The organism is Halomonas pelophila, from assembly GCF_040196315.1.
GTDB lineage: Bacteria > Pseudomonadota > Gammaproteobacteria > Pseudomonadales > Halomonadaceae > Halomonas > Halomonas pelophila.
Map to the genome: position 1 here is coordinate 277667 of NZ_JBEGCI010000005.1, position 26599 is coordinate 304265.

Annotated in this window: 20 protein-coding genes and 1 pseudogene; 11 read left to right on the top strand and 10 right to left on the bottom strand. The window is 66.7% G+C overall.

Annotated elements, in window-relative coordinates; genetic code table 11:
• The first annotated feature begins 71 nt into the window (after nucleotides 1-71).
• Nucleotides 72-608, top strand: coding sequence for a hypothetical protein (locus tag ABE957_RS07840; RefSeq protein WP_349758114.1), 537 nt, complete (start codon nucleotides 72-74; stop codon nucleotides 606-608).
• 208 nt (nucleotides 609-816) lie between these two features.
• On the top strand, nucleotides 817-1146 hold the full coding sequence (locus tag ABE957_RS07845; RefSeq protein WP_349758115.1) for a DUF427 domain-containing protein: 330 nt from the start codon (nucleotides 817-819) through the stop codon (nucleotides 1144-1146).
• A 56-nt stretch (nucleotides 1147-1202) separates the two neighbouring features.
• On the opposite strand, the gene ABE957_RS07850 is transcribed toward ABE957_RS07845, so the two are convergent.
• The gene (locus ABE957_RS07850) at nucleotides 1203-2219 is read right to left on the bottom strand and encodes a TauD/TfdA dioxygenase family protein (RefSeq protein WP_349758116.1); all 1017 of its coding nucleotides are present in this window, start codon (nucleotides 2217-2219) and stop codon (nucleotides 1203-1205) included.
• 180 nt (nucleotides 2220-2399) lie between these two features.
• Nucleotides 2400-4604 carry a heavy metal translocating P-type ATPase gene (locus ABE957_RS07855; RefSeq protein WP_349758117.1) on the bottom strand — a complete coding sequence of 735 codons (2205 nt, stop codon included), beginning with the start codon at nucleotides 4602-4604 and terminating at the stop codon, nucleotides 2400-2402.
• 109 nt (nucleotides 4605-4713) lie between these two features.
• Between ABE957_RS07855 and ABE957_RS07860 the strand changes: the two genes are divergently transcribed.
• Nucleotides 4714-5196 carry a MerR family transcriptional regulator gene (locus ABE957_RS07860; protein ID WP_349758118.1) on the top strand — a complete coding sequence of 161 codons (483 nt, stop codon included), beginning with the start codon at nucleotides 4714-4716 and terminating at the stop codon, nucleotides 5194-5196.
• A 14-nt stretch (nucleotides 5197-5210) separates the two neighbouring features.
• On the opposite strand, the gene ABE957_RS07865 is transcribed toward ABE957_RS07860, so the two are convergent.
• Entirely contained in the window at nucleotides 5211-6206 is a 996-nt protein-coding gene (locus ABE957_RS07865) for an ion transporter (RefSeq protein ID WP_349758119.1), read from the bottom strand.
• A gap of 90 nt (nucleotides 6207-6296) precedes the next feature.
• Entirely contained in the window at nucleotides 6297-6953 is a 657-nt protein-coding gene (locus ABE957_RS07870) for a 5'-methylthioadenosine/S-adenosylhomocysteine nucleosidase (protein WP_349758120.1), read from the bottom strand.
• A gap of 212 nt (nucleotides 6954-7165) precedes the next feature.
• Here ABE957_RS07870 and ABE957_RS07875 point away from each other — a divergent pair, with 212 nt between their 5' ends.
• The 3 genes from ABE957_RS07875 (at nucleotide 7166) to ABE957_RS07885 (ending at nucleotide 9595) form a co-directional block, all read left to right on the top strand.
• On the top strand, nucleotides 7166-7510 hold the full coding sequence (locus ABE957_RS07875; RefSeq protein ID WP_349758121.1) for a DUF427 domain-containing protein: 345 nt from the start codon (nucleotides 7166-7168) through the stop codon (nucleotides 7508-7510).
• A gap of 243 nt (nucleotides 7511-7753) precedes the next feature.
• Nucleotides 7754-8233, top strand: a complete 480-nt coding sequence (locus tag ABE957_RS07880; RefSeq protein ID WP_349758122.1) for a hypothetical protein — start codon at nucleotides 7754-7756, stop codon at nucleotides 8231-8233.
• Between the two features lie 102 nt (nucleotides 8234-8335).
• The gene (locus ABE957_RS07885) at nucleotides 8336-9595 is read left to right on the top strand and encodes a P-loop NTPase family protein (protein ID WP_349758123.1); all 1260 of its coding nucleotides are present in this window, start codon (nucleotides 8336-8338) and stop codon (nucleotides 9593-9595) included.
• 132 nt (nucleotides 9596-9727) lie between these two features.
• Here ABE957_RS07885 and ABE957_RS07890 read toward each other — a convergent pair.
• Nucleotides 9728-9952: pseudogene (locus tag ABE957_RS07890) on the bottom strand (ATP-binding domain-containing protein); the annotation flags it as partial.
• 112 nt (nucleotides 9953-10064) lie between these two features.
• Between ABE957_RS07890 and ABE957_RS07895 the strand changes: the two are divergent.
• Complete coding sequence (locus ABE957_RS07895; RefSeq protein ID WP_349758125.1) at nucleotides 10065-11804, top strand: MBL fold metallo-hydrolase; 1740 nt, start codon at nucleotides 10065-10067, stop codon at nucleotides 11802-11804.
• A 523-nt stretch (nucleotides 11805-12327) separates the two neighbouring features.
• Nucleotides 12328-12825, top strand: a complete 498-nt coding sequence (locus ABE957_RS07900) for a hypothetical protein (RefSeq protein ID WP_349758126.1) — start codon at nucleotides 12328-12330, stop codon at nucleotides 12823-12825.
• Between the two features lie 40 nt (nucleotides 12826-12865).
• On the opposite strand, the gene recD is transcribed toward ABE957_RS07900, so the two are convergent.
• Genes recD through recC form a run of 3 tightly spaced genes read right to left on the bottom strand, consistent with a single transcriptional unit; the run spans nucleotide 12866 to nucleotide 22556 of the window.
• The gene (gene recD / locus ABE957_RS07905; protein ID WP_349758127.1) at nucleotides 12866-15073 is read right to left on the bottom strand and encodes an exodeoxyribonuclease V subunit alpha; all 2208 of its coding nucleotides are present in this window, start codon (nucleotides 15071-15073) and stop codon (nucleotides 12866-12868) included.
• A complete protein-coding gene (gene recB / locus ABE957_RS07910) occupies nucleotides 15070-18912 on the bottom strand; it encodes an exodeoxyribonuclease V subunit beta (RefSeq protein WP_349758128.1) in 3843 nt (1280 codons plus the stop codon). Before recB ends, recD begins: the two co-directional genes overlap by 4 nt.
• Complete coding sequence (gene recC / locus ABE957_RS07915; RefSeq protein WP_349758129.1) at nucleotides 18909-22556, bottom strand: exodeoxyribonuclease V subunit gamma; 3648 nt, start codon at nucleotides 22554-22556, stop codon at nucleotides 18909-18911. Before recC ends, recB begins: the two co-directional genes overlap by 4 nt.
• A 135-nt stretch (nucleotides 22557-22691) precedes the next feature.
• On the opposite strand from recC, the gene ABE957_RS07920 reads away from it, so the two are divergent.
• From ABE957_RS07920 to ABE957_RS07930, 3 genes are all read left to right on the top strand, one after another.
• Entirely contained in the window at nucleotides 22692-23180 is a 489-nt protein-coding gene (locus ABE957_RS07920; protein ID WP_349758130.1) for a metallophosphoesterase family protein, read from the top strand.
• Nucleotides 23181-23256: 76 nt separating this feature from the next.
• Nucleotides 23257-24747, top strand: coding sequence for a glutamate-cysteine ligase family protein (locus ABE957_RS07925; protein ID WP_349758131.1), 1491 nt, complete (start codon nucleotides 23257-23259; stop codon nucleotides 24745-24747).
• Nucleotides 24748-25776: a M14 family metallopeptidase gene (locus ABE957_RS07930; RefSeq protein ID WP_349758132.1), complete on the top strand. Its 1029-nt coding sequence runs from the start codon at nucleotides 24748-24750 to the stop codon at nucleotides 25774-25776.
• A gap of 90 nt (nucleotides 25777-25866) precedes the next feature.
• Here the strand turns inward: ABE957_RS07930 and ABE957_RS07935 are convergent, their stop codons facing one another.
• A complete protein-coding gene (locus ABE957_RS07935) occupies nucleotides 25867-26358 on the bottom strand; it encodes a methylated-DNA--[protein]-cysteine S-methyltransferase (RefSeq protein WP_349758133.1) in 492 nt (163 codons plus the stop codon).
• A gap of 130 nt (nucleotides 26359-26488) precedes the next feature.
• Nucleotides 26489-26599, bottom strand: a 111-nt coding sequence (locus ABE957_RS07940; RefSeq protein WP_349756947.1) for an IS3 family transposase, incomplete at its 5' end; no start/stop codon positions are given.

Sequence of the window (26599 nt, forward strand, 5' to 3'; positions counted from 1 at the left end):
ACGGCGTCAATCCTGGGATGGGGTGGCCGCTAGCCGTATCGTCCGGCTTGATGGACGGGCGGGGCCGGGCCATGGTCAAGGCGCTCGGGGCGTTGGCGGCCGGCCACCTTCTGGCGATGCTGGCGATCCTGCTGCCCTTCTCCATGATGACCGTACTGCTCGACTGGCAGACCGAAATCCGCGTCGGGGCCGCAGCACTGGTGATCGCCGCAGGCGCCTACCTGCTGATCAATCGCCGGCACCCGAGGATTCTTGCTCGGGTGCATCCCTCGCGCCTGGTGCTCTGGTCGTTTCTCGCCGCGATGGCGCACGGTGCCGGCTTGATGCTGCTGCCGATCTACCTGGGCATTTCCGGAATGGAGTCGGGCGAGGCCGGCCACACGGCCGCGCGCGAACTGATGGAGCGCAACATCGGCTCGGCGTTCCTCGTGGCGCTGGCGCATACCGCCGCCATGATGGTGGCCGGCGGCGTGATCGCCGCGGGGACCTATTACTACCTCGGGCTCAGGTTTCTGAAGCGCACATGGTTCAACCTCGATCTGGTCTGGGCGTTGAGCCTGATCCTCGTCGGTCTTTCGGGGCTGTATCTGGCCATCAATGGGCACTGACGCAGGCGCGGACACGATCTCGGGCCTGCTCCTTCCCGTGGTGGTGCGGGTCCTGTGAGGAGAGCCCGCTCTCGGAGTGTCACCCCATGAGCGGCGTGCGACGCCTCGGCGTAGCACAGGCGGCGGTGGCTTTCCCCTGGCGGCGCGCCCGTCCTGGACCGACGATGCTACGCTGCCGGGAGACGAGACACCGCCACAGGGAGCGCGCATGAACGATACCTCAGAGCCCCGCATCACCCTGCATCCGCACGCCCGCCGGGTGCGGGTCGTCATCGACGGCACCCTGCTCGCCGACACCACCCGCGCCATCGAGCTGCGCGAGACCGGCTACCCGCCGCGCCAGTACCTCCCCCGCGACCACGTGCGGATGGACCTGCTGACACCCTCCGAGACCGTGACCCACTGCCCGTTCAAGGGCGATGCCAGCTACTACTCCTTCGGCGAGCACGAGGACGTGGCGTGGAGCTACGAGAATCCGCTCGCGAGCATCAAGGAGATCGAGGGAAGGGTGGTGTTCTACCACGGTATCGGCGAATGACCGCTGGTTACCCGGAGCTCCGCTGACCACGCCGTTCCTGGCCTGAGTACCCCATGTCAGTTCTGCATCGGCAAGCCATCCGCCCACCGAAAGCCGATGCCGCCGCCTTTCCAGACGCCCTCGCCGAGCGGATTGGGTCCCTGGATATCGACGTGCTGCGGCAGGCCGAAGCCGGGGGCGAGGTCCTGCACGCCGCGCACGGTGCTGCGGTGCATGATGCGCAGGCCCTGCTCTGCGGCGGGCAGGTGCGCCTCGGGGGCGGCGCGGTGCGCCACGGCGAGGTTGTCGATGAAGACGCAGTCGTTCTCCCGGTACTCGAAGGCGATGGCGTAGCCGTCTTCCAGCCCCGCATTCAGGAGGTCGTTGTACTCGTGGCAGAGCTGCTTCAGCTCATCTTCGTGCAGCAGGCGAAACGCCTCTTCATCGGGGAGCTTCTCGATCACCGCGCCGGTCATGCCGAGATGCAGCCAGACGCAACGGCGCCCGGTGATGGGGTGCTCGTGCACCACGGGGTGCACCACGCCCGAGGCGGAGTTCACGGAGGAGAGGCGACTCCAGAACTCCTTTCGCTCCTCGGGGAGGGCGTCAAAGGCCGCGCCCTGATGGGCGAAGTAGGTGCCGCCGCCTTTCTCGGCCGGGCGGATGATGTGGTAGCCCGAGTGCGAGAAGGTGTCCGCGTTGAAGCTGCCGTCGTTGTGCCACTGCGGCCCCACGTCGGGGATGCCGTGGCGAGCGTCGTTCGAGAGGCGAAAGATATGCGGATTGCCCCCGGGGGTGGCCGGGTGCACGCCATGGGTGCTGTGCAGCTCCTTGCCGCCCCACCAGCAGCTGGCGCGCAGGAAGTCGTCGGCGGCCAGCGGCGTGTCGTTCTTGAAGACGAGAAAGCCGCGGCTCGCCATCTCGCGCTCCAGGGCGTCGAGCACCTCGGGCGGCGGCGCGTCCGCGGCGGTGAGGTCGATGCCCTGCACCTGCGCGCCCAGCGGTTCCAGCGGGGTGATGGTGCCACCGAAGGCCTCGATGGTGGCCACGCGGGCGGGATCCAGGGGCGGTATCGTCGACGGGCGGGTGGTCATGCGGGCCTCCCAGGGTCTGTGGCGATGGCATACGCGATGCCAAAGGAGGAGGGCGCCGCCGCCGGCGTCTCTCAGCAGGGGGCGGCGCCGTCATCCGAGCACAGGATGTATGTGCGGATCATGCTGACAGACACCTTCCGGTATGCCAAACGCGCCCGGTGTCGACCGGGCACGCGGCCGTCACGACGCAGCGGCGGGCTGGGCCTCCGCCGGCGCGGGCCCCGGCGAGAAGCGGTAGCCGAGCAGGCGCATGGCGTTGAGCGTCACCAGCACCGTGGCGCCGGTATCCGCCATCACCGCGATCCACATGCCGGTGATGCCGAGCGCCGTGGTGACCAGGAACACCGCCTTCAGGCCCAGCGCCAGGGCGACGTTAGTCTTGATGTTGCGCAGCGTGGCCCGGGAGAGGTCGATCAGCTCGGCGATGCCGCTCACGCGATCCTTGAGCAGCGCCGCATCCGCCGTCTCCAGCGCCACGTCGGTGCCGCCGCCCATGGCGATGCCCACCTCGGCGGTCGCCAGCGCCGGGGCGTCGTTGATGCCATCGCCGACCTTGCCGACCGGCCCCTCGCCGGCGGCCTGCCACTCCCGCACGCGGTGGGCCTTGTCCCCGGGCATCAGCTCGCCGTGGGCCTCGATGCCCAGCTGCTCGCCGATGGCGGTGGCGGTGCGGGAATTGTCGCCGCTGAGCATCACCGCCCGCACGCCGAGGCGCGACAGCGCCGCCAGGCCGTGGCGGGCATCCTCGCGGGGCTCGTCGCGCACGGCGATCAGCCCCAGCGCCCGCTGGCCCTCGACCAGCACCGCGAGGCTCTTGCCGGCCTGCTCCAGCTCGGCGATCCGCGCGTTGAGATCCTCGCCGAGCGCAACCTGCTCGGCCAGGTGGCGCGGGGTGATCAGCGAGAGCTCGCGCGCCTCGACCCAGCCGGCGATGCCGCGGCCGGCCAGGGCGCGGCCGTCGCTCGCCCGCGGCACCGAGAGGCCCTGTCGCTCGGCGTGGGCGAGGATCGCCGCGGCGATGGGATGGCTGGAGTCGCGCTCCAGGGCCGCAGCGAGCCGCAGGATCTCGCCCTCGTCGTGTCCGGCGTCCAGGGCCTCCACGTCGGTGACGCGCGGGCGGCCTTCCGTCAGCGTGCCCGTCTTGTCCAGCGCCACCAGCTTGAGCTTGCCGAGCTGCTCCAGCACCGCGCCGCCCTTGATCAGCAGGCCGCGCCGGGCGCCGGCCGAGAGCCCGGCGGCGATCGCCGCCGGGGTCGAGATCACCAGCGCGCAGGGGCAGGCGATCAGCAGCAGCGCCAGGGCGCGGTAGATCGCTTCCGACCACGCCATGCCCGCGACCAGCGGCGGCGCCACGGCCATCAGCAGGGCGAGCCCGATCACCGTCGGCATGTAGTAGCGCGCAAAGCGGTCGATGAAGCGGGCGACCGGCGCCTTGGCGGCCTGGGCCTCCTCGACCAGGCGGATGACCCGGGCGATGGTGTTGTCCTCGGCGCGCCGCGTCACCTCCACCTCCAGGGCGGCCTCCAGGTTCACGGTGCCGGCGAAGACGTCTTCGCCGGGCTCCCGCGCGCGGGGTACCGATTCGCCGTTGATCGGCGACTCGTCGAGCTCGGAGGCCCCGGCGAGGATGCGCCCGTCGCAGGGCACCCGGTCGCCCGGGCGAATCAGCACCCGCTGGCCGGGCGCGAGGGTGGCGGCCGGCACCTCGCGGGTGTCGTCGCCGTCCAGCAGTCGCGCCGTCGAGGGCGTGAGGTCCGCCAGCGCCGAGATGCTGCGCCGCGCCCGGGAGGCGGCCACGCCCTCCAGGAGCTCGCCCACGGCGAACAGGAAGACCACCACCGCGGCCTCGGCGGCGGCGTCGATGGCCAGCGCCCCCAGCGCGGCGATGCTCATCAGCATCTCGATGGTGAAGGGGTTGCGCTGCTTCAGCGCGCCCCAGGCGCCCTGCACGATGGGCACCAGCCCCACCGCGGTGGCGGCGACGAAGGGCCACTGGCCGAGCACCGGCCAGGCCAGGCGCAGCGCGAAGGCCAGCACCAGCAGGCCGCCGCTGACGAGCACCAGCCGCCCCTTGGCGGTGCGCCACCAGGGCGACGGGGCCTCCGGCGCGGCCGCCTCCGCCTCGCTGACCAGGCGATAGCCGAGCTCATGAATCGTGCGCTCGATCGCCGCATGGGAGGGCGCGGACTGCGCGGGCGAGTGTGCAGGCGGGTGTGTAGAAAAGTGCAGCTTGACCGAGCCGGTGACCGAGCTGGCCGAGACCTCCGCGATGCCCTCCAGGCGACCCAGCGCCGACTCGACCTTGCGCTCGCAGCCGCCGCAGTCCATGCCCTCGACGCGCAGCGTCAGGGTCGCGGCGGTGGACGTGGATGCCGATGTGGCCATGGCGGGGCTCCTCTGCGTGGGGTAACGTCTTAAGCCTAAACCCTGTAGCAACTACAGGTTCAAGTGGCGGTCTGACGTGACAGACCCACCCCTGCAGCGAGGAACCCCCATGACGGAGATTTCCCCCACCATCGGCATCGGCGCGCTGGCCCGGCGGGCCGGCTGCCAGCCGGAAACCGTGCGCTACTACGAGCAGATCGGGCTGCTGCAGGCGGCCTCGCGGACCGAGGGCGGGCAGCGCCGCTACGGGGAGGAGGCCGTGCGGCGGCTGACCTTCATCCGCCACGCCCGGGACTTCGGTTTCTCGGTGGAGGCGGTGCGCGAGCTGCTGGCGATGTCGGACCGGCCCGACATGTGCTGCGACGAGGTCGACGCCCTCGCCAAGCACCACCTGGAGGAAGTGGAGTCGCGACTGCAGCGGCTCGCCGCGCTGCGCGACGAGCTGCAGCGGATGATCGGCCAGTGCGCCGGCGGCAAGGTGGAGAGCTGCCGCATCATCGAGGTGCTCAGCGACCACCGGCTGTGCGACAGCGACACAGCCCACGGCGGCGCCCACGACCTGGGCGAGCTGCCCGCGGCGCGGCGGAGCTGAGAGCGCCGCCGGGTTCACTGGTAGCGGTGCTGCCAGCCCTTCACCGCGATCTGCTCCTTGAGCAGCTCCAGCATGTCGACCAGCACCTGCTCGGTGATCCGTTCAGTCTCGGGGTCGGTGCGCAGCCAGGCATCGAAGCCGCTCTCGGCCAGGTGCTCCACCAGGGCGGAGAACTCCGCCGACTTCAGGCCCGCCAGGGCCTCGTCGACCAGGCGGCAGGCGAGGTCGGAGAGCGAGGCCTCGAGCCCCCGGGTCAGCTGGCCGCCCAGCGGCAGGCGCTCGAGCCGCTTGAGCTCCGGGCTCTCGGCCAGGGTGCGGCCGACCAGCCCGCGCACGTAGCGCAGGGTGTCGTCGCGGTTGTGGGCATAGGCGTCGCCCGCCATGGCCTCCAGCCGCTGGCCGATCTCGTGGATCAGCGCCTGCTTGCGGGGGCGCACCACCCGCTCCATCAGCGGGGCGGAGAGCCCGTCGCTCTGGCGGATCTCCTGCTGCACGTTGTCGAGCATGCGGATGGCGATGCGGTCGGTGAGCTCCTCCATCAGGATGTCGTAGTACTTGGCGACCACGCCGTAGAGGTACCAGCGGCGCACGTCGATCAGCCCCATGCGCTGCAGGCGGTGCAGCAGCGAGACGACGCGCAGGATGCGCAGCAGCCGAAAGCCGCCCAGCGGGATGCAGCCGAGCACGTCGTACCAGTGCACGAAGGGGTAGAAGAACCAGCGATGGTAGTGGCGCTCGGCGATGGCCACCGCCCAGCCCAGCAGCACGTCGAGCAGGAAGATGGCCACGAACGCCAGGTCGATGGTGAGGAAGCGGGCATGGATGTGCCGCTCGTAGGCGGCGTGCAGGCCGGGAGCCACGGTCTCGAAGGCGGCGTTCAGCGGCGGCAGCAGGTAGAGACTGTCGAACAGCAGCAGCGCCAGGTTGGCGATCACCAGCACGATGATGAGCAGGTCCCAGACCAGGTGGACCCGCTCCAGGGCGGGGGAGGTCGTGCGGGTGGCGGGCATTTCTACTCTCCTTAGGCGGTGCGAAACCTCTTCCCCAGCCTAGAAGCTTGGCGCCAGGGCGGCACTGAACGGCACCCCGGGCCCGGCGCCTCAGCGCGTCAGCAGCCCCTCCCGGATCGCCGCCTCGAGACGGTCCACGGCGCCGGCCAGCTTCTCGTCGATGACGTGCAGGTACTCCGTCCAGTCGTCGATATGGTTCAGCTCCGCCTTGCCGTCGGAGATGCCGCGCAGCACGACCAGCGGCACCGCGAAACGGGTGCAGGCGCGCAGGCCGGCGTAGCTCTCCATGTCCACCATGTCGGCTTTGATGGCGTCATAGGCCGCGCCGGAAACGATATCGGCGCCGGTCGAGAGCGTCGCCTCGCGAATCCCGGGGATGCGCAGCGGCAGGGGCAAAGTGGCCGGCAGGTCGAGGAAGGGCGTGACGCCCGTCGCGAAGCCAAGCGGGGTGGCGTCCATGTCGCGGTAGGCGACCGAGGTGGCCTGATAGACCTCGGTCTGCTCCAGCGCCCGGCTGCCCGCCGAGCCCAGCGACACCACCAGGTCCGGCAGCCGTCCGCGCGGCTCGAGCCCCGCCAGCGCCGCGGTGAGCTCCACCGCCGCTTCCACTGGCCCCACGCCGGTCATGAAGGGCGTGAACCGCTCCCGAAGGTGTGGGCCGTATTCGGGCTCAGCCGCCATCACGAAGAGGATCGACCGGCCGCCCAATTCCGTCAGCGGCGCCGGCGCGCGTGGTGTCTGGTTCATCCCGAGAGTCTCCTGAAGCCCATGAACGCCACCATCATGGCGGGCAGGGGCGCAGGCGCCAAGCGTGTGGTGGCTCATCGGGACCGAGCGGGGAGTGGTCAGGCGAGAACAAACCTAGACGAATTGACCTAAGAAAAATTGTCCTCGTGCGCTGACATTCGATCTCCATCGCTCTACGCTGATGGATCAGCCAACCAGCAATGGACCTGCCAATGGCCGATCCCACCGCCAAATCTCGCATCACCCTGCACCCGCATACCCGGCGGGAGAGCATCCTTGATGGCGACACCTCGATCGCCGATACCCGCAACGCCATCGAATTGCGCGAGCCTAGCTATTCACACCGTCAGTATATCCCGCGTGCGGATGTGGACATGCCGAAGCTCTCTGTGTCGTCTATCGTGACCTACTGCCCGTTCAAGGGCGACACTACCTACTACTCGCTACCCGATAGTGCCGATGTAGCTTGGAGCTATGAGTGGCCGATCGACGAGATGCAGGCGATCGCCGGAAGGCTGGCTTTCTTTGCGAACAAGGTGACGGAGAAAGTGGAATGACACGGCCAGAGTGGTCAGCGACGTTTTTTGTAGGAGCGCAGCTTGCTGCGCGATGGCGCAGTCGCCGAAAAATGCAGTCAGCTCATTTATCCGTGTTATTTTGCTTAGATAGATTTAATGCTGAGTTTTTTATGGAGCTTTGGTCGGTGTGGCGCGCTCGTTTATTAACTTGAATGCGCCGCCTCATTAAAGAAAATAAACGTGTTGGTTATCTAATACCTGTTAGTTATACAGGAGGTATCGATGAAGCTCCGCATAATTCTATCTCTATTTCTCGCATCTATTTCCGTTGAGGCAATCGCCGATAACTACGGAGTCAGTGTTACGCGCAAGGGGAGCAATCTCTATAAGATCGACGGTAAGAACATACTTATCCATACCAGATATTGCTATGAGTACGTTTACTACGAGGAATCTTTTCTCAGGATGTACGGGCATTCTGGCGAGATAATTTTCACTGACTCTGGTGGCAAATGTGACGTCAAAGCAGTCTATGGCCAAAGTGAGCAAGAGGCCGGAAACTACTCAGTTATAATTAATCAAGAAGATGATGATTGGTATGAAATATGGGGGCAAGGAATATACATAAAAACAAGCGCCTGTTTAAGCCTTGCGCTTGGTGAAGATGCCGTCTTAGCTCTCAGTGCCGGAGGGTATGGCACGCTCTATGTTGAAGGTGATGAATGTATGGTCGAAGGTGTGTATTCTAGGCTGAGCTTGTAATGTAACTAACAGATAAATCAACTTTGCGCCTTCGGTGCCGGACGCAGAAAAGCTGCTCTGGTTTTTAAGGCGTTAGCCAATAAAAGTTAAATCGAGGGTGGGATGAGAACCAGAGAAATCTTTACGCCAGGACGATTTCCAACATGGACGTATGTGGATGATCACCTGAAAGATAAGGAAGAACAGCTAAAGGACACCATTGAAGATGGTTCAATGTTGGTATCAATATCTGGCCCCTCCAAGTCCGGGAAAACCGTTTTCGTCGAGAATGTTTTGGGGCGGGAAAATTTGATTCAAGTGACTGGGGCTGGAGTCAAAGCCTCCTCCGATCTGTGGCTCCGAGTTTTCGACATCATAGGGACTCCGATTGAAAAGAGCTCCAGTTCTAGCGCTACGAAATCGGGGGCGATTGGGGGTAAGGTTGGAGGAGAGGGTGGAATTCTAGTTGCGAAGGCAAAGGGAGAGGCATCTGCATCGGCGGGCTATGATAGCAGCCAGGCTCAGTCGGAAACGGCTGCGATTGACTTCCTGCAGCTTTTAATAAGAGAGTTGGCGGATACAGGTTTCGTAGTCTTCATTGACGACTTTCATTACATTGACCAGTCAATCCAGTCTGACTTGGCTGAACAGATAAAAGAAGCGATTAGGCAGGGCGTGAAATTTATCTGTGCTTCTGTGCCGTACCATTCTGATGACGTTATTCGGAGCAATCCTGACCTAAGGGGGCGCTTTTTTTCGATAGACTTCGATTATTGGAATAGCGATTTTCTTAAAAAGATTGCTTACAAAGGCTTTGAAAAAGCCAATATCGTGTATAGGAATGGCCTTGTTGACCACCTCGCAGAGGAAGCAGCGGGCTCACCCCAATTAATGCAGTATTTGTGCTTAAATGCTTGTCTTGAAAAAGGAATAAGGGACGTCCCCGATAGTCGGGTTGATTTAATATATGAGAAAGAATTTTTCGACGAAATTTGTCGCAGAACTGTTGCGTCGACTGACTACAGTTCGATCGCTGAAAAAATGCTAGATGGGCCTAAAACACGAGGCTCAGACAGGAAGATTTACATTTCAAAATTTGGATGGCAAGGCGACGTCTACCGGCTCCTTCTCAAAGCCTTGTCTATAGACCCTCCTCGGCTAAACTTTAGGTATCAGCCTCTAGTTGACAGGATTAGTTCGTTGTGTGATGGCGCCTCTCCCAGTGGGTCCAGTATCACAAACGCATGTTTTCATACAGCTAATATTGCAAACGATTCTGCAAACGATAATGTGGTCGAGTGGGATGGGGATAACGACGTTTTCGATATTCGAGATCCTTATCTTCTATTCTACCTAAGGTGGTCCGAAATTGCAGATGGCTAACTAGGGGCTGCAGCCAACAGGTTTTCCGCTACAGATCCAAACCGACGGCTGAGCCCAGGTGATCGTAGGCTAAACGTCCACTTATAGCTGAAAGAATGACTCTGCCGTTTTGAAAAATGGAACCTATGCCCATCAACTCCCCAATCCACTCACTCGCCGCTGCGCCGCGTCCATCAGCTGGCCGCGGCCGGTTTCTACCAGCGTTAGCCAGTGCCGGGCGCGGGTGATGCCGGTGTAGACCAGCTCCCGGGTGAGGATGGGGTTCGGCGCGTCGGGCAGCACCAGGGCGGCGTGGGTGAACTCCGAGCCCTGGGACTTGTGCACCGTCATGGCGAACACCGTCTCCACCGCCTTAACCGTTAGAGCAGTACCCACTTCCGCCGGCGAGGAAGGCCTTACGCAGCAGTCACCGCGAATAGGCAGAAAATTGGGTGAACTGGCCAGTTGACTGAAATACATACTGACAAGGATGTTAAAAAAGGAAATTCGTTTTATTGGGCCGCTTGGAAAAGTTACGGGTTCTTGCTCTTGGATGCGTGACATAGACAGGGGATGGAGCTTCCTCATTGACTGCGGGATGCAGCAAGGTGAGCGGACTGCTGAAGTATGGAATTCGTGCGAAGACTGGCCTTTCGAACCTTCTGATTTGAAGTTTATAGTGCTGACGCATGCGCATACCGATCACTGCGGGTTAATTCCAGAGCTTTATAAGCGTGGTTTCGAAGGAACAGTGTATTGCACAAAGGAAACTAGGGATATTGCCACACTTCTGCTCCGAGATGCGGCTAGTTTTCCAGATACGGCATATGAAGAACAGGATGTCGAAGCAATAAAGTGGCATGCTCCCGGTCGTGATGGGAAAACAAGGTTTGGTAATTACCATCCCGTAGACACTGATCTTTTTATCCAATTCTTTCGAAGTGGTCACATCTTAGGAGGCACCAGTGTGAAAGTTTTATGGGGTCCAAAAGGATCGGGTCAGAGAAGCATTGTATTTTCTGGAGACGTCGGCCCAGGATCGGAGAAAAATGAAGTATTGCCTTTTCTCCGCTTCCCTATGCACCCCACTAAAGGGACATTTTCCGTTCTCGAATCAACGTACGGAAACGTGGTACGTGATGATGCTGATAAAGACCCAACCACCCGTCGGCATCGCTTAAAAGCTCTTCTTGATGAGATACTTGAGTCCAATGGCACACTGGCAATACCCGCTTTTGCAGTCGGGCGAACACAGGATGTCCTGTTCGACTTGCATTATGTGGTTGCCTCAGATCCTGATAGGTACCAATCAATCCAGTTTCTATTGGATGGCCCCTCTGCGATAAAGATGAATCAGATTACTGCTGAGGCACTTAAAGAGGTTCAAGTCATATCGCAAAGCGGAAAAGTACGACCTTTATGGCTTGGAAAGCAGGTTTTTAGCGATTTGGGTTTGCAAAAAAACAATCCTTCTCATCTTCAGTGTGCTCTTGATATTTGTGATTCGACTTTTGGGATGATGCATGATTCAAAAGGTCTTCGCGTCTCTGACGGTAACAGCACCGCTAAACAGTGGCGAGGCCTCATTTCGGTTGTGAAGAACAGGAAGGTTGAAGTCGAAAATGTGGGCTCTGGTCCTCATGTTGTTGTAATGGGGTCTGGAACTGGTGACGGTGGGCCGGCGGCTACTTGGCTGCCAAAAGTACTTCTTTCTCAAAAAAATATCGTGGCGATGAGTGGATACTGCAGTTCAGGTACTATTGGCGGAAAACTCCTCGAACTCCAGAATGTTAAACTGGAAGATCGTGCCTTTTTATCTGGTGAGTTGATCTGGCAGAAAAAAGAACATCAACCCCAGGCGCGCCTTGAAGCCCGCGATATCCGCGCCAAAATTGCACGGCTAAGCGGTTATTCCGGCCATGCTGATCAAGCCGACCTTCTGAACTGGCTCTTTGAACACCATAAAGGGCACACTTGGCAAATGATTGGTCGAACCGTCTTCCTTCAGCATGGTGAGGATTATGCCCGGGATTCACTAGGTAACGCCATAGAAGAAAAAGCTCGCGACCACGACTTAAGCGCCGAAGTTATAAAGCCTAAAGATCCATCAAAATGGTTTGATCTCGAGCTTGATGAAGGTTTTGATAAAGATAATGGCGATAATAGAGTGGCGGAGCTTGAGGAAAAGATTCGTCTTTTCCAAGAAGAGATTGATAGGATTAAATCCTGATTACTATTCGAGGCTCTCTTGTGCCGGTGTTCGATAGCTGAGAAGTTTGTCAAAGTGGTTGTTTAGACTCTTCATCACCGGCGTACCTCGGCGTCGGTGACTTTATGAAGGTTTTCTTTTGGACGGAAATGAACTCCACTTACGGCTAGAGTTTGCTGCCTATGTCTTTTATCTCCCCAATCCACTTACCCGCATCACTCTCCACTGCGCCGCGCCCGTCAACTGGCCGTGGCCGATTTCTACCAGCGTCAGCCAGTGGCGGGCGTGAGTGATGCCGGTGTAGACCAACTCCCGTGTGTGGGGATGGGGGCGGCGCGTCGGGCAGCACCAGGGCGGCGGGGGTGAAATCCGAGCCCGGGGCCTGTGCACCGTCATCGCGAACACCATCTTCACTGTTTTTAGTCGCGAGGCTTGTATCTAGCTGGTGTGATTATTTGCGTCTCTGAAAGGGAGTTTTTACATAGCCTAGTGACTAATATTCGGGGCAATATGCAGGCAGTGCTATCGCTAGAGGAGGTTAAAATTGGAGCAGCATTTCATCCACTCGTCATATCGAGAACGCTTGATTGAGCATCTTTTTATCGGTGAGTTGCTTAAGCATTCCTGGTTGGAGAGGGGCTGCAGGCTCGAAGTTGCAAAACCAGAAGTCGACAACAGCGGATACGATCTGATTGCTGAAGAAAATGGCGTGATCCGCCACCTGCAGCTCAAGGCTTCCAGTCGAGAGGCGAGAACTGCCAAGCAGAACGTGCATACGGCGCTTGGGATCAAGCCGTCAGGTGTAGTGGTTTGGGTTCAATTCGATGCCGAGACGCTCGAGCTAGGGCCATTTCTGATCTTCGGTGGCTCACCGGGAAATCCACTACCCGATCTTTCAGGATTCAAGATGGCGAGGCACACCAAGGGCAATGCGGAAGGGATCAAGGCTGAGCGCCCTGCGATTCGTCACGTCCCCAAAAGCCATTTCACCAAATACGACAGTGCCGTGGAGGTCTACGAGGCGCTTTTTGGCGTCCCGTGAAACCTGTTCGCTCGCCCTTTTTGGAGGCAAGGCGGCTCCATCAGCTCCCCAGCCCACTCACCCGCATTACCCGCCGCTGCGCCGCGTCCATCAGCTGGCCGCGGCCGGTTTCCACCAGCGTCAGCCAGTGGCGAGCGCGGGTGATGCCGGTGTAGACCAGCTCCCGGGTGAGGATGGGGTTCGGCGCGTCGGGAAGCACCAGGGCGGCGTGGGTGAACTCCGAGCCCTGGGACTTGTGCACCGTCATGGCGAACACCGTCTCCACCGCCTGCAGGCGCGAGGGCAGCACCCACTTGATGCGTCCGGTGCCATCAGTGGCGGGGAAGGCCACCCGCAGCAGGCGGCGGCCGGTGTCCCCGGGTGAAGCGTCCGGGCGCGGCATGTCCAAGGTGATGCCGATATCGCCGTTCATCAGCCCCAGGCCGTAGTCGTTCTTGGTGACCAGCACCGGGCGGCCGGGGTACCAGCGCTGGCGGCCGTCCTGGCTGTCGATCAGCTTTTCCCGCTCCAGCGCCTGGCGCACCCGCTCGTTCAGGCCTTCCACGCCCCAGGGGCCGCGGCGCAGCGCGCACAGCAGCTGGAAGTCGCCGTGGGCCGCCAGCACCTCTCTTGCCCAGTCATCGAAGGCCGCCTGTTCCGCCTCGTCCGCCGGTCGTGCCTCGGCCATCACGCTCAGGAAGTGGCGATAGCCCACCGGCGGTGCGTCGGCGGTGTTGGCATTCGGCTGGTTTGTAGTAAACCTCTCGGGGCAGCCGGTCACAGCCAGGCGGGCCAGGCCGCGCTCGTCGTCGGCGGCAAGCTTGTGGTGCGAGAGGTCCGCGAAGCCGTGAGTAAGCGCCGTGGTGATGGCGCGGCGCTTGGCGGCGGGTTCGGCGTCCAGGTTGATCGCAGATGCCAGCTGGCCGATGCCGCTGTCGGCGGTGAAGCGGTGGCTGACGCGCAGCATGGCGATGGCCTGGTCGAGCGGCTGGCCGTCGGCGTCCAGCGTCTGTGCGGGCAGCGGCTGGCCGGTGGCCTCACCCAGCCATTCGGCGGTGGCCGGGGTGTAGTGGCCGCCCTCGGCCCGGGCGCACAGGTCGCCCAGCACCGAGCCGGCCTCCACCGAGGCGAGCTGGTCCTTGTCGCCGAGCAGCACCAGCCGCGCCCGGGGCGGCAGCGCCTCGAGCATCGCGGCCATCATGCCCACGTCGACCATCGAGGCCTCGTCCACCACCAGCACGTCCAGCGGCAGGGGGTTGTGGCGGTCGTGTCGGAAGCGGCGGGTGTCGGGGCGCGAGCCGAGCAGCCGGTGCAGCGTCGAGACCTCCTTGGGGATCACGCCGCGCAGCTGCTCGGGATCGTCGGCCAGGCCGTCGAGGTCGAGATTCGCCACCTGGCCGGCGATGGATTCGTTGAGCCGGGCGGCGGCCTTGCCGGTGGGCGCGGCGAGGCGGATGCGCAGGGCCTGTTCTCCTTCACTCTCGCCTTCCCCTTGGCCTTCACCGAGCGCCAGCGCCTGGAGCAGGGCGAGCAGGCGCACCACGGTGGTGGTCTTGCCGGTGCCGGGGCCGCCGGTGATCACCGCGAAGCGCGAGCGGCCGGCCAGGGCGCAGGCGGCCTTCTGCCAGTCGATCGCGTGCGGGGCATCCCCCCGGTTGGGGAAGAGGGCGTCGAGGATCGGGCGCAGGCGGGCCGCGTCCGGGGTCTCGTCATCGCTCTTCGCATCGCCGAGCCGCTCATTGATCCGGGTGTGGATATCCTGCTCGTGCTGCCAGTAGCGGCGCAGGTAGAGCCGGGGGCGTGCGGCGGTGCCGGCGAGCACCAGGGGGGTGCTGCCGGGGCCATCGGCGACGAGTTCCGGCTGGGCCAGCGCCGCGCGCCAGGCGTCGAGCTCCAGCGCGGCCATCACCCGGCTGGGCAGCGGCGGCGGATCCTCCAGGCTGTCGCCCTCCGGCGGCAGCGAGAGCGCGAGGTCCGGGGTGGCGAGCGTCTGGGCCAGGTCCAGGCAGACGTGACCGCGGCCGAGCTGGTGGCTGGCGAGTGCGGCCGCCAGCAGCAGCAGGGGTGAGGCCTCACTTACCCCGTTTTCCGTCTTCGCCTCGCGATGCAGGAAGGCGGCGAAGGCGCGGTCCAGCGAACGCAGCCAGCCGCGCGCCACCCAGCGGTCGAGCAGGGCGAAGAGCGCCGCGTGATCGGCCAGCGCCTGTTCGGGCGCTTGCATCAGCGCTGTTTCGGGCGCGGCAGTGTGGTTCGGGGTATCCGGCATCATGCGGTGGCCTCCTCGGCGGCGCGAAACAGGGCATCGAGCGCGAGGATCAGCTCGCTCGGCGGGCGTTCGGCGTGCACGCCGCGGGATGGCGCGCGGGTGCCGCGCAGGAAGACGTAGAGCGCTCCGCCCAGGTGGCGCTCGATGTCGTAGTCCGGCAGCCGGGCCCCGAGCAGCCGGTGCAGGGCCAGCAGGTAGAGGCAGTACTGCACGTCGTAGCGCTTCTCGAGCACGGCCTCACCCATCGCCGCCTCGGTGTAGGCGGCGTCTTCCGCGCCCAGGTGGTTGGACTTCCAGTCGAGCACGTAGAAGCGCCCCTCGTGTTCCACCACCAGGTCGATGAAGCCCTTGAGCATGCCGTTGAGGGTATCGGGCTCGAGCGCCGGCCGCGGCCGGCCGCCGAGTGTGTGAGCGCTTACGAGGGCGTCCAGCCGGCGGGTGTTCACCTTGTGGGCGGCGAACCAGAATTCCAGCTCGACCCGGTAGCCGTCCAGGGCGTCGAGGCGCAGCGGCGCGGCCTCGCCATCGTCCGAATCCGGCACCGGCAGCGGCGTGGTCAGAAGCTCCGGCAGCCACTGTTCGAGAGCGGCGATCTGGCCTTCCCAGCCGCGGCGGTTGGCGCGCCGGGCCAGGGTGTCGGTGCGCAGCTCGGCGTTCTGGGCCACCCGGGCGAAGCCCTCCTCGCCGGCCCACTCCAGCAGGCCGTGCAGGAAGGTGCCCGCCGAGGGGCCGCGGGGGAAGCGGTGAAGCGAGCCCTCGCTCACCGTGGCGGCCGCCGCGTCGAAGGGCTCGTCGATCACCTCCATCGCCGTGGCCTCGTCGGCGGTGGTGGGCTCGGGCGCCGGCTCGGCCTGGACGGCGGATTCAGCTTCCTCATCCGGTGTGGCGCCGGTGCGCAGCGCCGAGTAGCTGGCGATCCACCAGTGCTCGCGGATCGTCCGGCCGGGCGCGCGGGCATGGCCGAGCGGGGTGTCGTCGCTGGCGAGTTCGACCGGCGTGGCCTCGGCCTCGGGGGCGTCGATCACCGTGACTCGGCCCTCGCCGTCGGCCAGCGCCTCGAGTGCCGGGCGCAGGGCCTCGGGCGTCAGTTCCTCGCCTCCCTTGAGCAGGTGGCCGACGGCGCTGCGCTCCATGGCGTCCAGCGGCGCCAGGCCGAGCCAGGTGGCGTGGCGGGCGCGGGTCAGGGCGACGTAGAGCTTGCGCAGGTCCTCCCCCAGGCGCTCGCGGTCGGCGCGGGCGAGCGTCGCCTCGTCGGCGGAGAGCGTCAGGCGCAGGTGGCCGTCGTCGTCGTGCCAGCGCAGCGGCAGGTCGCCCTGCTTCACCGGGCGGAAGGCGGCGATGAAGGGCAGGAACACCAGCGGATACTCCAGGCCCTTGGACTTGTGGATGGTCACCACCTGCACCAGGTCGGCGTCGCTCTCCAGGCGCAGGCGGTGGGTGTCGGACTGCGCGTGCGGGTGCGCGCGGGACTCGGCGAGAAAGCGCAGCAGGGCGTGCTCGCCGTCGATCTCGGCGCTGGCCTCCTGCAAGAGCTCGCCGAGGTGCAGCAGATCGGTGAGTCGTCGCTCGCCCTCGGGCACGGCCAAGAGCCGCCCGGGCACCGCGAAGTCGGCCAGCAGTCGGTGCAGCATGGGCAGCACGCCGCGGCGCTGCCACTGGCGGTGGTAGTCGCGGAACTGCATCACCCGCGCCTCCCAGGCCAGCTCGTCCTGCTGGGGGCCGCCGTTCAGAGCATCGAGCTCGGCAAGCGAGAGCCCGAGGCTCGGCGTGGCGAGCGCGGCGCGCAGGCAGCGCTCGTCGTCCGGCGCGGCGCAGGCGGCGAGCCACCCCTCCAGCTCGGCGGCGGCCTCGGTCTCGAACACGCCCTCCTTGTCGGAGAGGTAGACGCTGCGGATGCCGCGGGCCAGCAGGGCGGCGCGGATGGCGCGGGCCTCGCCGGCATTGTTGACCAGCACCGCGAGGTCCGACGGTGCCAGCGGGCGCAGTTCCCCTTCCTTCAAAAAGCCCGTCTGCCCAGCCTGGCCCTCGCGCAGGAGGCTGGCCATCTCGGTGGCGCAGCGCCCGGCCAGCTCAGCCAGGTAGGCCCCCTTGGCGAGGGTCTCGTCGGCGGCCAGGTGCCAGAGGGTCAGCGCCGGCTGTGTGGCGCCGTTTCGCGTGAGGGCATCCTTCCTGCCGTTCGCGTCGACAGCCGCAAAGGGCACCGGATTGTCGTCGCCGCGGCGGAACAGGAAGGCGCCGGCGTCGCTCTGCTCGGCGTGTTCGAACACCCGGTTGACCGCCGCGACCATGGGTTCGGCGGAGCGGAAGTTGGTGCCGAGCGTGACGTGGCGGCCGGCGGTGTCGCGCCGGGCCTGGAGGTAGGTGTGGATATCGGCGCCGCGGAAGGCGTAGATCGCCTGCTTGGGATCGCCGATCAGCAGCACCGCGCTGTCATCGCGATTCTGTTCCAGCTCATAGACCCGGTCGAAGAGCCGGTACTGCACCGGGTCTGTGTCCTGGAACTCGTCGACCAGCGCCACCGGGAACTGCTCGCGGATGCGCGCGGCGAGCGTCTCGCCGGCCTCCCCCGCGAAGGCGGCGTCCAGCCGGTGCAGCAGGTCGTCGGGGCCGAGCTCGGCGCGGCGGCGCTGCACGGTCTCGCGGCGCGCGGCCATCCAGTGCACGGCGTGGGCGAGCAGGTCGGCGAACGGGTCGGGCAGGGCGGCGAGTCGCTCCGGCAACTCTTCCAGCGCCTCCAGCGCCGGCAGGTTCGGGGCCGGCTCTTCCTTCCAGATCTCGGCGATGCCGTCGGGCGTCAGGCGCTTCCAGGCGGCGGGGGTGAGATCGGGGCTCGCGAGTTCGGGGTCATGGGCCCAGTCGCGCAGGGCGGCGAGCCAGTTGGCGCGGCTTTTGGCGTTGAGCTTCTGGCCGTTGAAGGCCTTGCGCTGGGCGGCCGCCTCGAGCAATTCCTCCAGCTCGTCGAGCCAGGCCGGCCAGGGCGCCTTGAGCTCGGCGAGCGCCGCGGCGCGCTGCTCGCGGTAGTTCGCGAGCGCATCAAAGGGCGGTGGCGCCGCGGGCAGGGCGGCGGCGTGGGTGCGCAGCCGGGCGGCGGTGTCGTTGAGGGCGTCTGGCGTCGACCATTTGCAGTGGTTGTTGATGATCGACAGCGCCTCGGGGTCGAGGTCGTAGTAGAAGCTGCGCCAGTAGTCCCGGGCGATCTCCAGGTCCATCTCCGACTGGTCCAGCGACATCTCCAGGGCGAACAGGCTGCCGCTGTCGAAGGCGTGCTCGCGCAGCATGCGGTGGCACCAGGAGTGGATGGTGGAGACCGCGGCCTCGTCCATCCACTCGGCGGCCAGGCGCAGCCGGCGGGCGCAGGTCGGCCAGCTCTCGCGGGGATAGCTGTCGCGCAGGGCGAGCAGCGGATCGCCGCTCGAGGCTTCGTTCTCAGGTTCTGAGTTATCCACCGGCGGTTCGGCGAAGAGGTCGCCGGTTTCGTTGGGGGACGGGGCAGCCCCCGGCGCTTCGTCTTCTGGGTTGGCCGCTTGCTGGAAGGCCTCTGCCGCCTCGACCAGCCGCGCGCGGATGCGGTCGCGCAGCTCCTGGGTAGCGGCGTTGGTGAAGGTGACCACCAGGATCTCCGGCGGGGTCAGCGGCCGGGGGAAACTGGCCGCGTCCTCGGCGTTCCGGGGGCCGAGCACCAGGCGCAGATAGAGCAGGGCGATGGTGAAGGTCTTGCCGGTGCCGGCGCTGGCCTCGATCAGCCGGCTGCCGGTGAGCGGCAGCGCCACCGGGTCGAGGCGCGGGGTCTCGGCCGCCTGCACGGTTTCCACGTTATTTCGAGCGGTATCGGGCGAGTTCATGAGTTGCTGCCTCCCTGGCCCTTGTCGCCGTTCTTCCTGTCGCCGCCCTTGGCCTTCACGGTGTCGTGAAGCGGGGCGTAGAGCGCCGCGGTCAGCTCGGTGAAGCGCCGGCCGGCGGCCTGGTGGCGAACGAGGCTTGCGAGGTCACGCCACTGGCGGGCGAGGTAGGGATCGCGGTCGCGCTCGCCGGCGGTGTAGTCGTCGCCCTCGAAGACGCGTGCGGCGGCCTTCCAGGCCTTGAGGTCGGCTTCTTCCGCCTTCTCGTCGCTGCCGAAGACGCGGGCCAGGGCGTTCTCGTCGCCGCCCTTCTCATGCCAGGCGAAGGCGGTGTCCCGGGCCAGTGGCAGCGGCGCGGCCATGCCGGCGCGCCAGGCGCGGGCGATGGCCTCCAGGTGCTGGCGCGCGGTGGCTTCGTCCAGCGGTGCCAGGGTGCCGCCGCCGGCGCGGGAGAGCAGCACCGTGGTCATGGGGCCGAGGGCGAGCTGGCCGGCGAGGTGGCCGACCCAGGGGGCGAGCCAGTGCTTCCAGTGGTACTTGCCCTTGTTGACCAGGCTGCTGGTCATCAGCACCAGCCGGCAGCGCTCGCCCTCGGCGTTCTCGCGCAGGCCGTCCAGCCAGTCCTCCACTCGTAGAGAATCAGTCGACAGCGGACCGTCTGCGGTGGTGAGCTCGAGCGACACGGACGCCGGCGTCTCCCAGGCGTGGGGCCAGGCCTCGAGCTTCTCGGCGTAGGCCTCGAAGAGGTCGTCCAGCGGCTCGACGAGGTGCTCGCGCATCAGTTCGGCGAAGCCGCCCATGGCGAGGCGCCCCTCGCGCTCCAGGCGCGCCAGGGTGTCGTGGACGGCGGGCGTCGGCGACGCACCCTCGTCCACGGCGCGGCGCCCGGCCTCGATCAGCGCCTGCTGGAGCTGCCAATGGTCGAGGCCGTCCAGGGCGAAGGGCTCGTGGTCGGGGCTCTCCAGCGCCTCGCGCTCGAGGTAGACGCCGAGCCGGGTGGTGAAGAAGGCCTTCACCGGGTCCTTGAGGAAGCCACTGAGCCGCGCCAGCGGCAGGGCGGTGTCGAGCTCGATGGGCGGCAGTTCGCCGTCGGCCACGGCGTCCGGCGCGGCCTGGTGCACCGCCCGCCACTCCCGGGCGTAGGTAAACAGCCTTTCTCCGCCAGCAAAGTAGCTGCGGCTGAACGGCTGCAGCGGATGCTCGGTGGTCAGGGCGTCGAGCAGGGCCTGGCCGGCGTCGTCTTCATGCTCTCGTCCGGCGAGTCGCCAGCCGGCGGCCAGGTGGTCGCGGAGCTGGCCGAGCAGCACCGAAGGCGGGCGAGGCGCGTTGTCGTGGATGCTGCGGCCGACCCAGCTGATCATCAGGCTGTCCCGGGCCGAGAGCAGCGCCTCGAGGAAGAGGTAGCGGTCGTCCTCGCGGCGGGAGCGGTCGCCGGGGCGGTAGTCGTGGCCCATCAGGTCGATGTCCAGCGGCCGCTGCACCCGCGGGTACTCGCCGTCGTTCATGCCCAGCAGGCACACATGGCGGAAGGGGATGGCGCGCATCGGCATCAGGGTGGCGACGTTCACCGCGCCGGCCAGGAAGCGCTGGGAGAGGTTGGCCTCGTCGAGCTGGCCGAGCCAGTGCTCGCGCACCACCGAGAGCGGCAGCGCCTCGGACAGGCCGGCGTCCTCGGTGGTCTCCTGCCACTCCTCCAAGAGCTCCTCCAGGCGGCTCAGGGTGGCGAGGTCCGCCTCGTCCTCGGCGGCGAAGCACGAGCTCAGCAGCCCGCGCAGCCGCCGGCACCAGGTGGCCACGTCGGCGGGCTCGGAGAGCGCGCGCCACTGGGCCTCGAGGGCGTCGAGGAGGTCCATCAGCGGGCCGGCCAGGGCCGCCTCCAGGCCGCCGATGTCGCCGAAGGGTTCGATGTCGTGCCAGGGGCCGACGGCGCTCTCGTTTTCTGTACTGCGGCCCACCGCGTAGCCCAGCAGCAGCCGGCGCAGGCCGAAGGCCCAGGTGTTGGCGGTGAGCCCGCCGGGCAGGTCGAGCCGGGCGCGCTGCGTGGCGTTAAGCCCCCAGCGGATGCCGGCGCCCTCGATCCAGCGGCGCAGCACCGGCAGGGCGTCCGCGTCCAGCCCGAAGCGCCCGCGCAGGGCCGGTACCTCCAAGAGGTCCAAGAGGTCGCTCACCGTGAGCCGCGCCTCCGGCAGGTGCAGGAGCGCCTCCAGCGCCACCAGCAGCGGCTGGCGGTGGCGGCTGGTCTGGTCGGAGAGCGTGAAGGGGATATGGCGCGGGTCGTCCGGCGCCAGGCGGCCGAACACCGCCTGCACGGCTGCGGCGTAGGTGTCGATGTCCGGCACCATCACCAGCACGTCGCGCGGGCGCAGCGTGGGGTCGGCGTCGAAGGCGGCGAGCAGCTGATCGTGGAGGATCTCCACCTCGCGCAGGGCGCTGTGGGCGACGTGGAAGCGCAGGCTGCGATCGCGCCCCGGATCGACGGCCGGCCAGGTGTCGCGGGTCTCCTGGGGCGGGCGCAGCTCGAGGATGTCGTCCTGCAGCTGCTGGAGCAGCCCCGGCGCCTCGGCCTCGGCCGGGGAGTCGAACAGATCGATGCGCATCGCCTCGGCGTCGAACAGCGCCCGGTAGGCGTCCTGGTCGTCGAACTCGTCGAGCAGGCGCAGGTAGTCGCGGCCCTGCTTGCCCCAGGCGGCGAGCAGCGGCTGGGCGTGGAGGTGCAGCTCGGTGTCGTCGAGCTCGAGGGGCATGCCGGGGCGGTGGCGCTGGCGCCGGCGGGCGGCCCTCAAGAGATCCTTGTGCTCGATGATGTCCGCCCAGTAGTGGCGGCAGGGGTTGTGCACGCAGAGCAGCACCTGGGTGACCCTCGATACCGCGGCCAGCGCCTCGAGGGTCTGGCGGGGCAGCGAGGAGATGCCGAACACCACCACCCGGCGCGGCAGGCCGGGTGGATGCGTCTCGGGGGTGAGCTCGCGGCACGCCTCGAGGAAGCGGGTGTGCACCCAGGCGCGGCTGGTGGCGAGGCCGGCCTCGCCGATGTCGTCGCGCAGCCGCCGCCACAGCGCCGGCTGCCAGCGCTGGTCCTCGGCGAGCGGCCGCGCCTGGCCGCGGGCGTCGATCAGCTCGTCGCGGCCCTCGGCCCAGGCGGCGAGCCAGTCGGCGCGGTAGACCTGGTACTGGTCGAAGAGGTCGGCGAGGCGCTCGGCGAGCTGGTGGCGCTTGCGGCGGTCCTCGTCGTCGGCCAAGAAGCGCGCCAGGGGGGCGAAGGTGGCGTCGTCCGTGAGCTCCGGCAGCAGGCGCATCAGCCGCCAGACGAGCCGCGGCTTGTCCAAGGGGGAGGCCGGCGGCACGGCGTCGGGGCCGTCCTGCTGGGTCAGCACCGCGCGGTAGGCCTGCCACAGGTAGCGCGCCGGCAGGGTGACGTCCATGGCCGCGGCGATGCCGGCGCCCGCGGGCGGGTCGGCGGCCAGCGCCAGCTTCAGCCACTGGCTGATGCCGTTGCTCTGCACCAGGATCACCTCGTCCTCGAGCGGCCCCAGCGGATGGTGGCGAATCCACTCCACCGCCAGGTCGCGCAGCGCCTCCAGGCGGTTGCCGTGGATCACCATGAAGCCGGGAGTGAGCTCGGTTCCCTGGGAGAGGCGTGAGAGCATGGCGAATCCTTCGCGGTGGGCGGGCAGGCTGCCATGGTGCCGCAAAACCCCGCTCGCATAAACGAGGCCGGTGCTGGCCGACCCGCGCGATCGGCGTCACCATGGGGTCGAATCGCATGAGAGGGAGCCTGGCGCATGGAGACCGAGCGTTTCGACCTCGATGCCCCGATCGGGGTGATCGCCGATACCCACGGCACGCTGCGCGACGAGGCGCTGGCGATGCTCGAGGGCTGCGGGCTGATCCTGCATCTCGGCGACGTGGGCAGTCGGGCACAGGATGAGGCAATCCTCGAGCGGCTCGCCGAGCTGGCGCCGGTTTACGCCGTGCGCGGCAACGTCGACACCGCGGCCTGGGCCGAGCGGCTGCCCTGGCACCATGATCTGGTGGTCAACGGCTGGCGCCTGCACCTGGTGCACGATATCGCCGACTTCGACGCCGCCATCGCCTGCGATGCCGTGCTTCACGGCCACTCCCACAAGGCGCGCAACGAATGGCGCGACGGCCGGCTGCTGTTCAATCCCGGCGGCGCCGGCCGGCGCCGCTTCTCGCTGCCGCTGACCCTGGGCCAGCTGTGGGCCGACGACTCGGCCCTGCGCGGCGCTATCCTGCATCTGCCGCTGTAATCCTCCTCCGGCGTCCCATCCCCGGCGCCTTTACCTAGACTGATGACAAACACGGCCGCTCCGGGGAGTGGATGCGATGGGCGCGATCATCGACCGCGACGCCTTCTCGGCGTCGGACTACCAGCGCTTCGGCAAGCGCCTGCGGGACAGCGTCGAGGTGCTGCGTGAGCTGCTCGCCCAGCCGGGCTTCGGGGCGGGGGCACCCAGCATCGGTGCCGAGCTGGAGGCCTACATCGTCGATGACCGTGGCCGGGTCGCCCTCCTCAACCAGACCCTGGTCGACACCTTGCACGATCCCCAGCTGCAGCTGGAGCTCAACCGCTTCAACATCGAGTACAACCTGGCGCCGCTGCCGCTCTCGGGCGGCCCGCTACATGCCCTGGAGCGCCAGCTGTTACAGGCCCTGGCGCGGCTCGAGGCGGCCGCGGCGGCGCATCAGGCCCACGTGGTGCCGATCGGCATTCTGCCCACCCTGCGCAGGACGGACCTGGGGGAGCACGCCATGAGTGACCTGCCGCGCTATCGCGCCCTGGAGCAGGGCCTCAAGCGTCTGCGCGGCGAGCCCTTCGATGTCGAGATCCATGGCGAGGACAGCGTGCGGGTCAGCAGTGACCATGTGGTCCTGGAGGGGGCCAACACCTCCTTCCAGCTCCACCTGCGGGTTCCCCCCGAACGCTTCGCCGCGACCTACAACACCGCTCAAGTCGTCACCCCGCTGGTGATGGCGCTGTCCGCCAACTCACCGCTCTTCCTGCAGCGCCGACTGTGGGACGAGACCCGCGTCGCCCTGTTCAAGCAGGCGGTGGATTGCCGGATGCGCGGCGCCGACCGCTGGCAGCAGCCGGCGCGGGTGACCTTCGGCCAGGGCTGGGTGCGCGAGGGCGCCTTCGAGCTGTTCGCCGAGGCGGTGGCCCTTTACCCGCCGATCCTGCCGCTCACTTCCGACACCCTCCCCGAGGATCGGCCGCCCGGCACCACGGCGCCGGGGCTGGCCGAGTTGCGTCTGCACATGGGCACCATCTGGCCCTGGAACCGGGCGGTCTACGACCCCGCCGACGGCGGCCACCTGCGGGTGGAGATGCGCGCCCTGCCGTCGGGGCCGAGCGCCGTGGACATGGTGGCCAACGCGGCTCTGCTGTTGGGGCTGGTGGCCGCCCTGCGCGACGACATCACCGAGTGGCTGAGCGCCATGCCGTTCCGCTATGCCGACTACAACTTCTATCGCGCCGCCCAGTCGGGGCTGGACGCCCGGCTGCTGTGGCCGCATCGCAAGCACCACCGCCTGGAGGAGACGTCGGTGGTGACGCTGCTCGAGCGGCTGCTGCCCGAGGCCCAGCGGGGGCTGCGCGCCCTGGGCGTGGCGGATGCCGACAGCCACCGCTACCTCGGGGTGATCGCCGAGCGCCTCCAGGCTCGGGCCAGCGGTGCCCGCTGGCAGCGTCGGATGCTGGCGCATCTCGAGGGGCGGGGCCTGTCCCGCGACAAGGCCTGTCATCGACTGCTCGACGCCTACCGTGCCGCGGCGGCCACCAACCGGCCGGTGGCGCGCTGGCCGCAGGAGGAGTGAATGAAGGGACTGTCGCTGCCGGTCATCACCGACCCACCGGATGACCATCGCGAGGTCGAGGCCTGGCTCCAGACCCTCGGCGGGCCCGTCTGGCTGATGCTCGAGGGTGAGGATGACCGGCGCTGCCGGGTGGTCACCACCCTGCTGCACGGCAATGAACCCTCCGGCACCCTGGCGCTGCACCGCTGGCTGGGGGAACGCCCGCGGCCCCGTACCCGGCTGGCGGTGTTGCTGGCCAACGTCCGGGGAGCGCTGTCGCATCCGGCCTTTACCCATCGCCATACCCCGGACGACCGGGATCTCAATCGCTGTTTCCGCCCCCCCTTCGAAGGGCCGGCCGGGGAGCTCGCCTGGAGCATCATTCAGGACCTGGAGGCCTGGGCGCCGGAATGCGTCATCGATCTCCACAACACCTCCGGCAACGGGCCCGCTTTCGCCGTGACCACCCATCGCCACCCGGTCGTCGAGGCCCTGACCGGTCGTTTCTGCGAGCAGTTGATCGTCACCGACTTGCGGCTGGGCAGCCTCATGGAGCTGCCGCTCCAGCGGCCGCGACTGGCGGGCTGTCCCGTCTTCACCCTCGAGTGCGGCGGCGCCCTGCAACCCGCCGCCCGTGACGTGGCCGAGGGCCTCTATCGGCTGCTCGCCGAGTGTCCGGACCTGACGGCCCTGCCCGCCGCCCCTGGGCTCGAGGTGCTGGTTCATCCGTTGCGGGTGGAGCTGCGACCCGGCGCCAGCGTCGCCTACGACCGCGCGCCCCGTCCCGACGTGGATGTCACGCTCTGGGCGCGTATCGACGAGCACAACCGTGGCGTGACCTCCCCGGCCGCGCCGCTCGGTTGGCTGGGTCACCAGGGCCTTTCCTGCCTGCAGGCGCGGGACGGGGATGGCCGGGAGCTTGTCGGGGAGCTGTTCTGCGTGCGGAAGGGACGGCTCCATGCTCGCCGCCCGCTGCGCATCTTCATGGCCACCACCAACAGCGAGATCGCCCGCAGCGATTGCCTCTTCTATGCGGTCCCCCTGGCGTAGGCGAGGTGCCATCGCAGGCGGAACGCGAGGCTGACGCACGAGTGACGCGCTAGAGGCCGGGTCGATGCAGCGTCGAGGCCGGGTGAGGCGTTAGCTCAGCGCGAAGGGAACCTCGCCGGCCTCGTGGGCCAGCAGCCACTGCTTGCGGCCGATGCCGCCGGCGTAGCCGGTGAGACGGCCGTCGCTGCCGATCACCCGGTGGCAGGGCACCACGATGGCCAGCGGGTTCTTGCCGTTGGCCGCCCCCACCGCGCGCTGGCCGCCGCGGCAGTGCAGCTGCTCGGCGATCTCGGCGTAGCAGCGGGTTTCGCCGAAGGGGATGGTCGCCAGCGCCTGCCAGACGCGCTGCTGGAAGTCGGTGCCCTCGGGCGCCAGCGGCAGGTCGAAGGCGTGGCGCGCGCCGGCGAAGTACTCGTCGAGCTGGGCGCGGGCCTGCTCGGTGGCCGCGTTGGGGCGGGCCGGCTCCTCGGCTTCCATCACGAAGGCGATCTCGGTGAGGCCGTCGGCGCTGGCGCGCAGGCGAATCAGGCCGAGGGCCTCGGAATGTGGCGGGCGATAGTAGTCCAGGGCGTGGTCCGTCATCGTCGTGGCTCCCTGTTGAGGCGATCCGGGTCGCGGGGCGTGTCCTTGCAGTCTAGCCCTTCCGCACCGTCGAATTGAACGAAAAAGGCCCCGCCGGCATGAACTGACCCCCAATAGTTGGACGGTTCATTCAGCCAGCGCCCAAGGCCTGAGTCCTGTACTGCACGGGGCTCAGGCCTTTTAGTTTCAGCCTGATGCGTTCGTGGTTGTAGTAATGGATGTACTGATCGAGCCCTTGCTG

What these genes read in the sequence shown, in the direction of transcription:
- recD (WP_349758127.1), bottom strand. Translation starts at nt 15,073, where the DNA reads ATGATGCCGGATACCCCGAACCACACTGCCGCGCCCGAAACAGCGCTG.
- ABE957_RS07895 (WP_349758125.1), top strand. Translation starts at nt 10,065, where the DNA reads ATGTTAAAAAAGGAAATTCGTTTTATTGGGCCGCTTGGAAAAGTTACG.
- ABE957_RS07935 (WP_349758133.1), bottom strand. Translation starts at nt 26,358, where the DNA reads ATGACGGACCACGCCCTGGACTACTATCGCCCGCCACATTCCGAGGCC.
- ABE957_RS07930 (WP_349758132.1), top strand. Translation starts at nt 24,748, where the DNA reads ATGAAGGGACTGTCGCTGCCGGTCATCACCGACCCACCGGATGACCAT.
- ABE957_RS07885 (WP_349758123.1), top strand. Translation starts at nt 8,336, where the DNA reads ATGAGAACCAGAGAAATCTTTACGCCAGGACGATTTCCAACATGGACG.
- ABE957_RS07870 (WP_349758120.1), bottom strand. Translation starts at nt 6,953, where the DNA reads ATGAACCAGACACCACGCGCGCCGGCGCCGCTGACGGAATTGGGCGGC.
- ABE957_RS07875 (WP_349758121.1), top strand. Translation starts at nt 7,166, where the DNA reads ATGGCCGATCCCACCGCCAAATCTCGCATCACCCTGCACCCGCATACC.
- ABE957_RS07850 (WP_349758116.1), bottom strand. Translation starts at nt 2,219, where the DNA reads ATGACCACCCGCCCGTCGACGATACCGCCCCTGGATCCCGCCCGCGTG.
- ABE957_RS07920 (WP_349758130.1), top strand. Translation starts at nt 22,692, where the DNA reads ATGGAGACCGAGCGTTTCGACCTCGATGCCCCGATCGGGGTGATCGCC.
- ABE957_RS07880 (WP_349758122.1), top strand. Translation starts at nt 7,754, where the DNA reads ATGAAGCTCCGCATAATTCTATCTCTATTTCTCGCATCTATTTCCGTT.
- ABE957_RS07860 (WP_349758118.1), top strand. Translation starts at nt 4,714, where the DNA reads ATGACGGAGATTTCCCCCACCATCGGCATCGGCGCGCTGGCCCGGCGG.
- ABE957_RS07855 (WP_349758117.1), bottom strand. Translation starts at nt 4,604, where the DNA reads ATGGCCACATCGGCATCCACGTCCACCGCCGCGACCCTGACGCTGCGC.
- ABE957_RS07865 (WP_349758119.1), bottom strand. Translation starts at nt 6,206, where the DNA reads ATGCCCGCCACCCGCACGACCTCCCCCGCCCTGGAGCGGGTCCACCTG.
- recB (WP_349758128.1), bottom strand. Translation starts at nt 18,912, where the DNA reads ATGAACTCGCCCGATACCGCTCGAAATAACGTGGAAACCGTGCAGGCG.
- recC (WP_349758129.1), bottom strand. Translation starts at nt 22,556, where the DNA reads ATGCTCTCACGCCTCTCCCAGGGAACCGAGCTCACTCCCGGCTTCATG.
- ABE957_RS07925 (WP_349758131.1), top strand. Translation starts at nt 23,257, where the DNA reads ATGGGCGCGATCATCGACCGCGACGCCTTCTCGGCGTCGGACTACCAG.
- ABE957_RS07840 (WP_349758114.1), top strand. Translation starts at nt 72, where the DNA reads ATGGTCAAGGCGCTCGGGGCGTTGGCGGCCGGCCACCTTCTGGCGATG.
- ABE957_RS07845 (WP_349758115.1), top strand. Translation starts at nt 817, where the DNA reads ATGAACGATACCTCAGAGCCCCGCATCACCCTGCATCCGCACGCCCGC.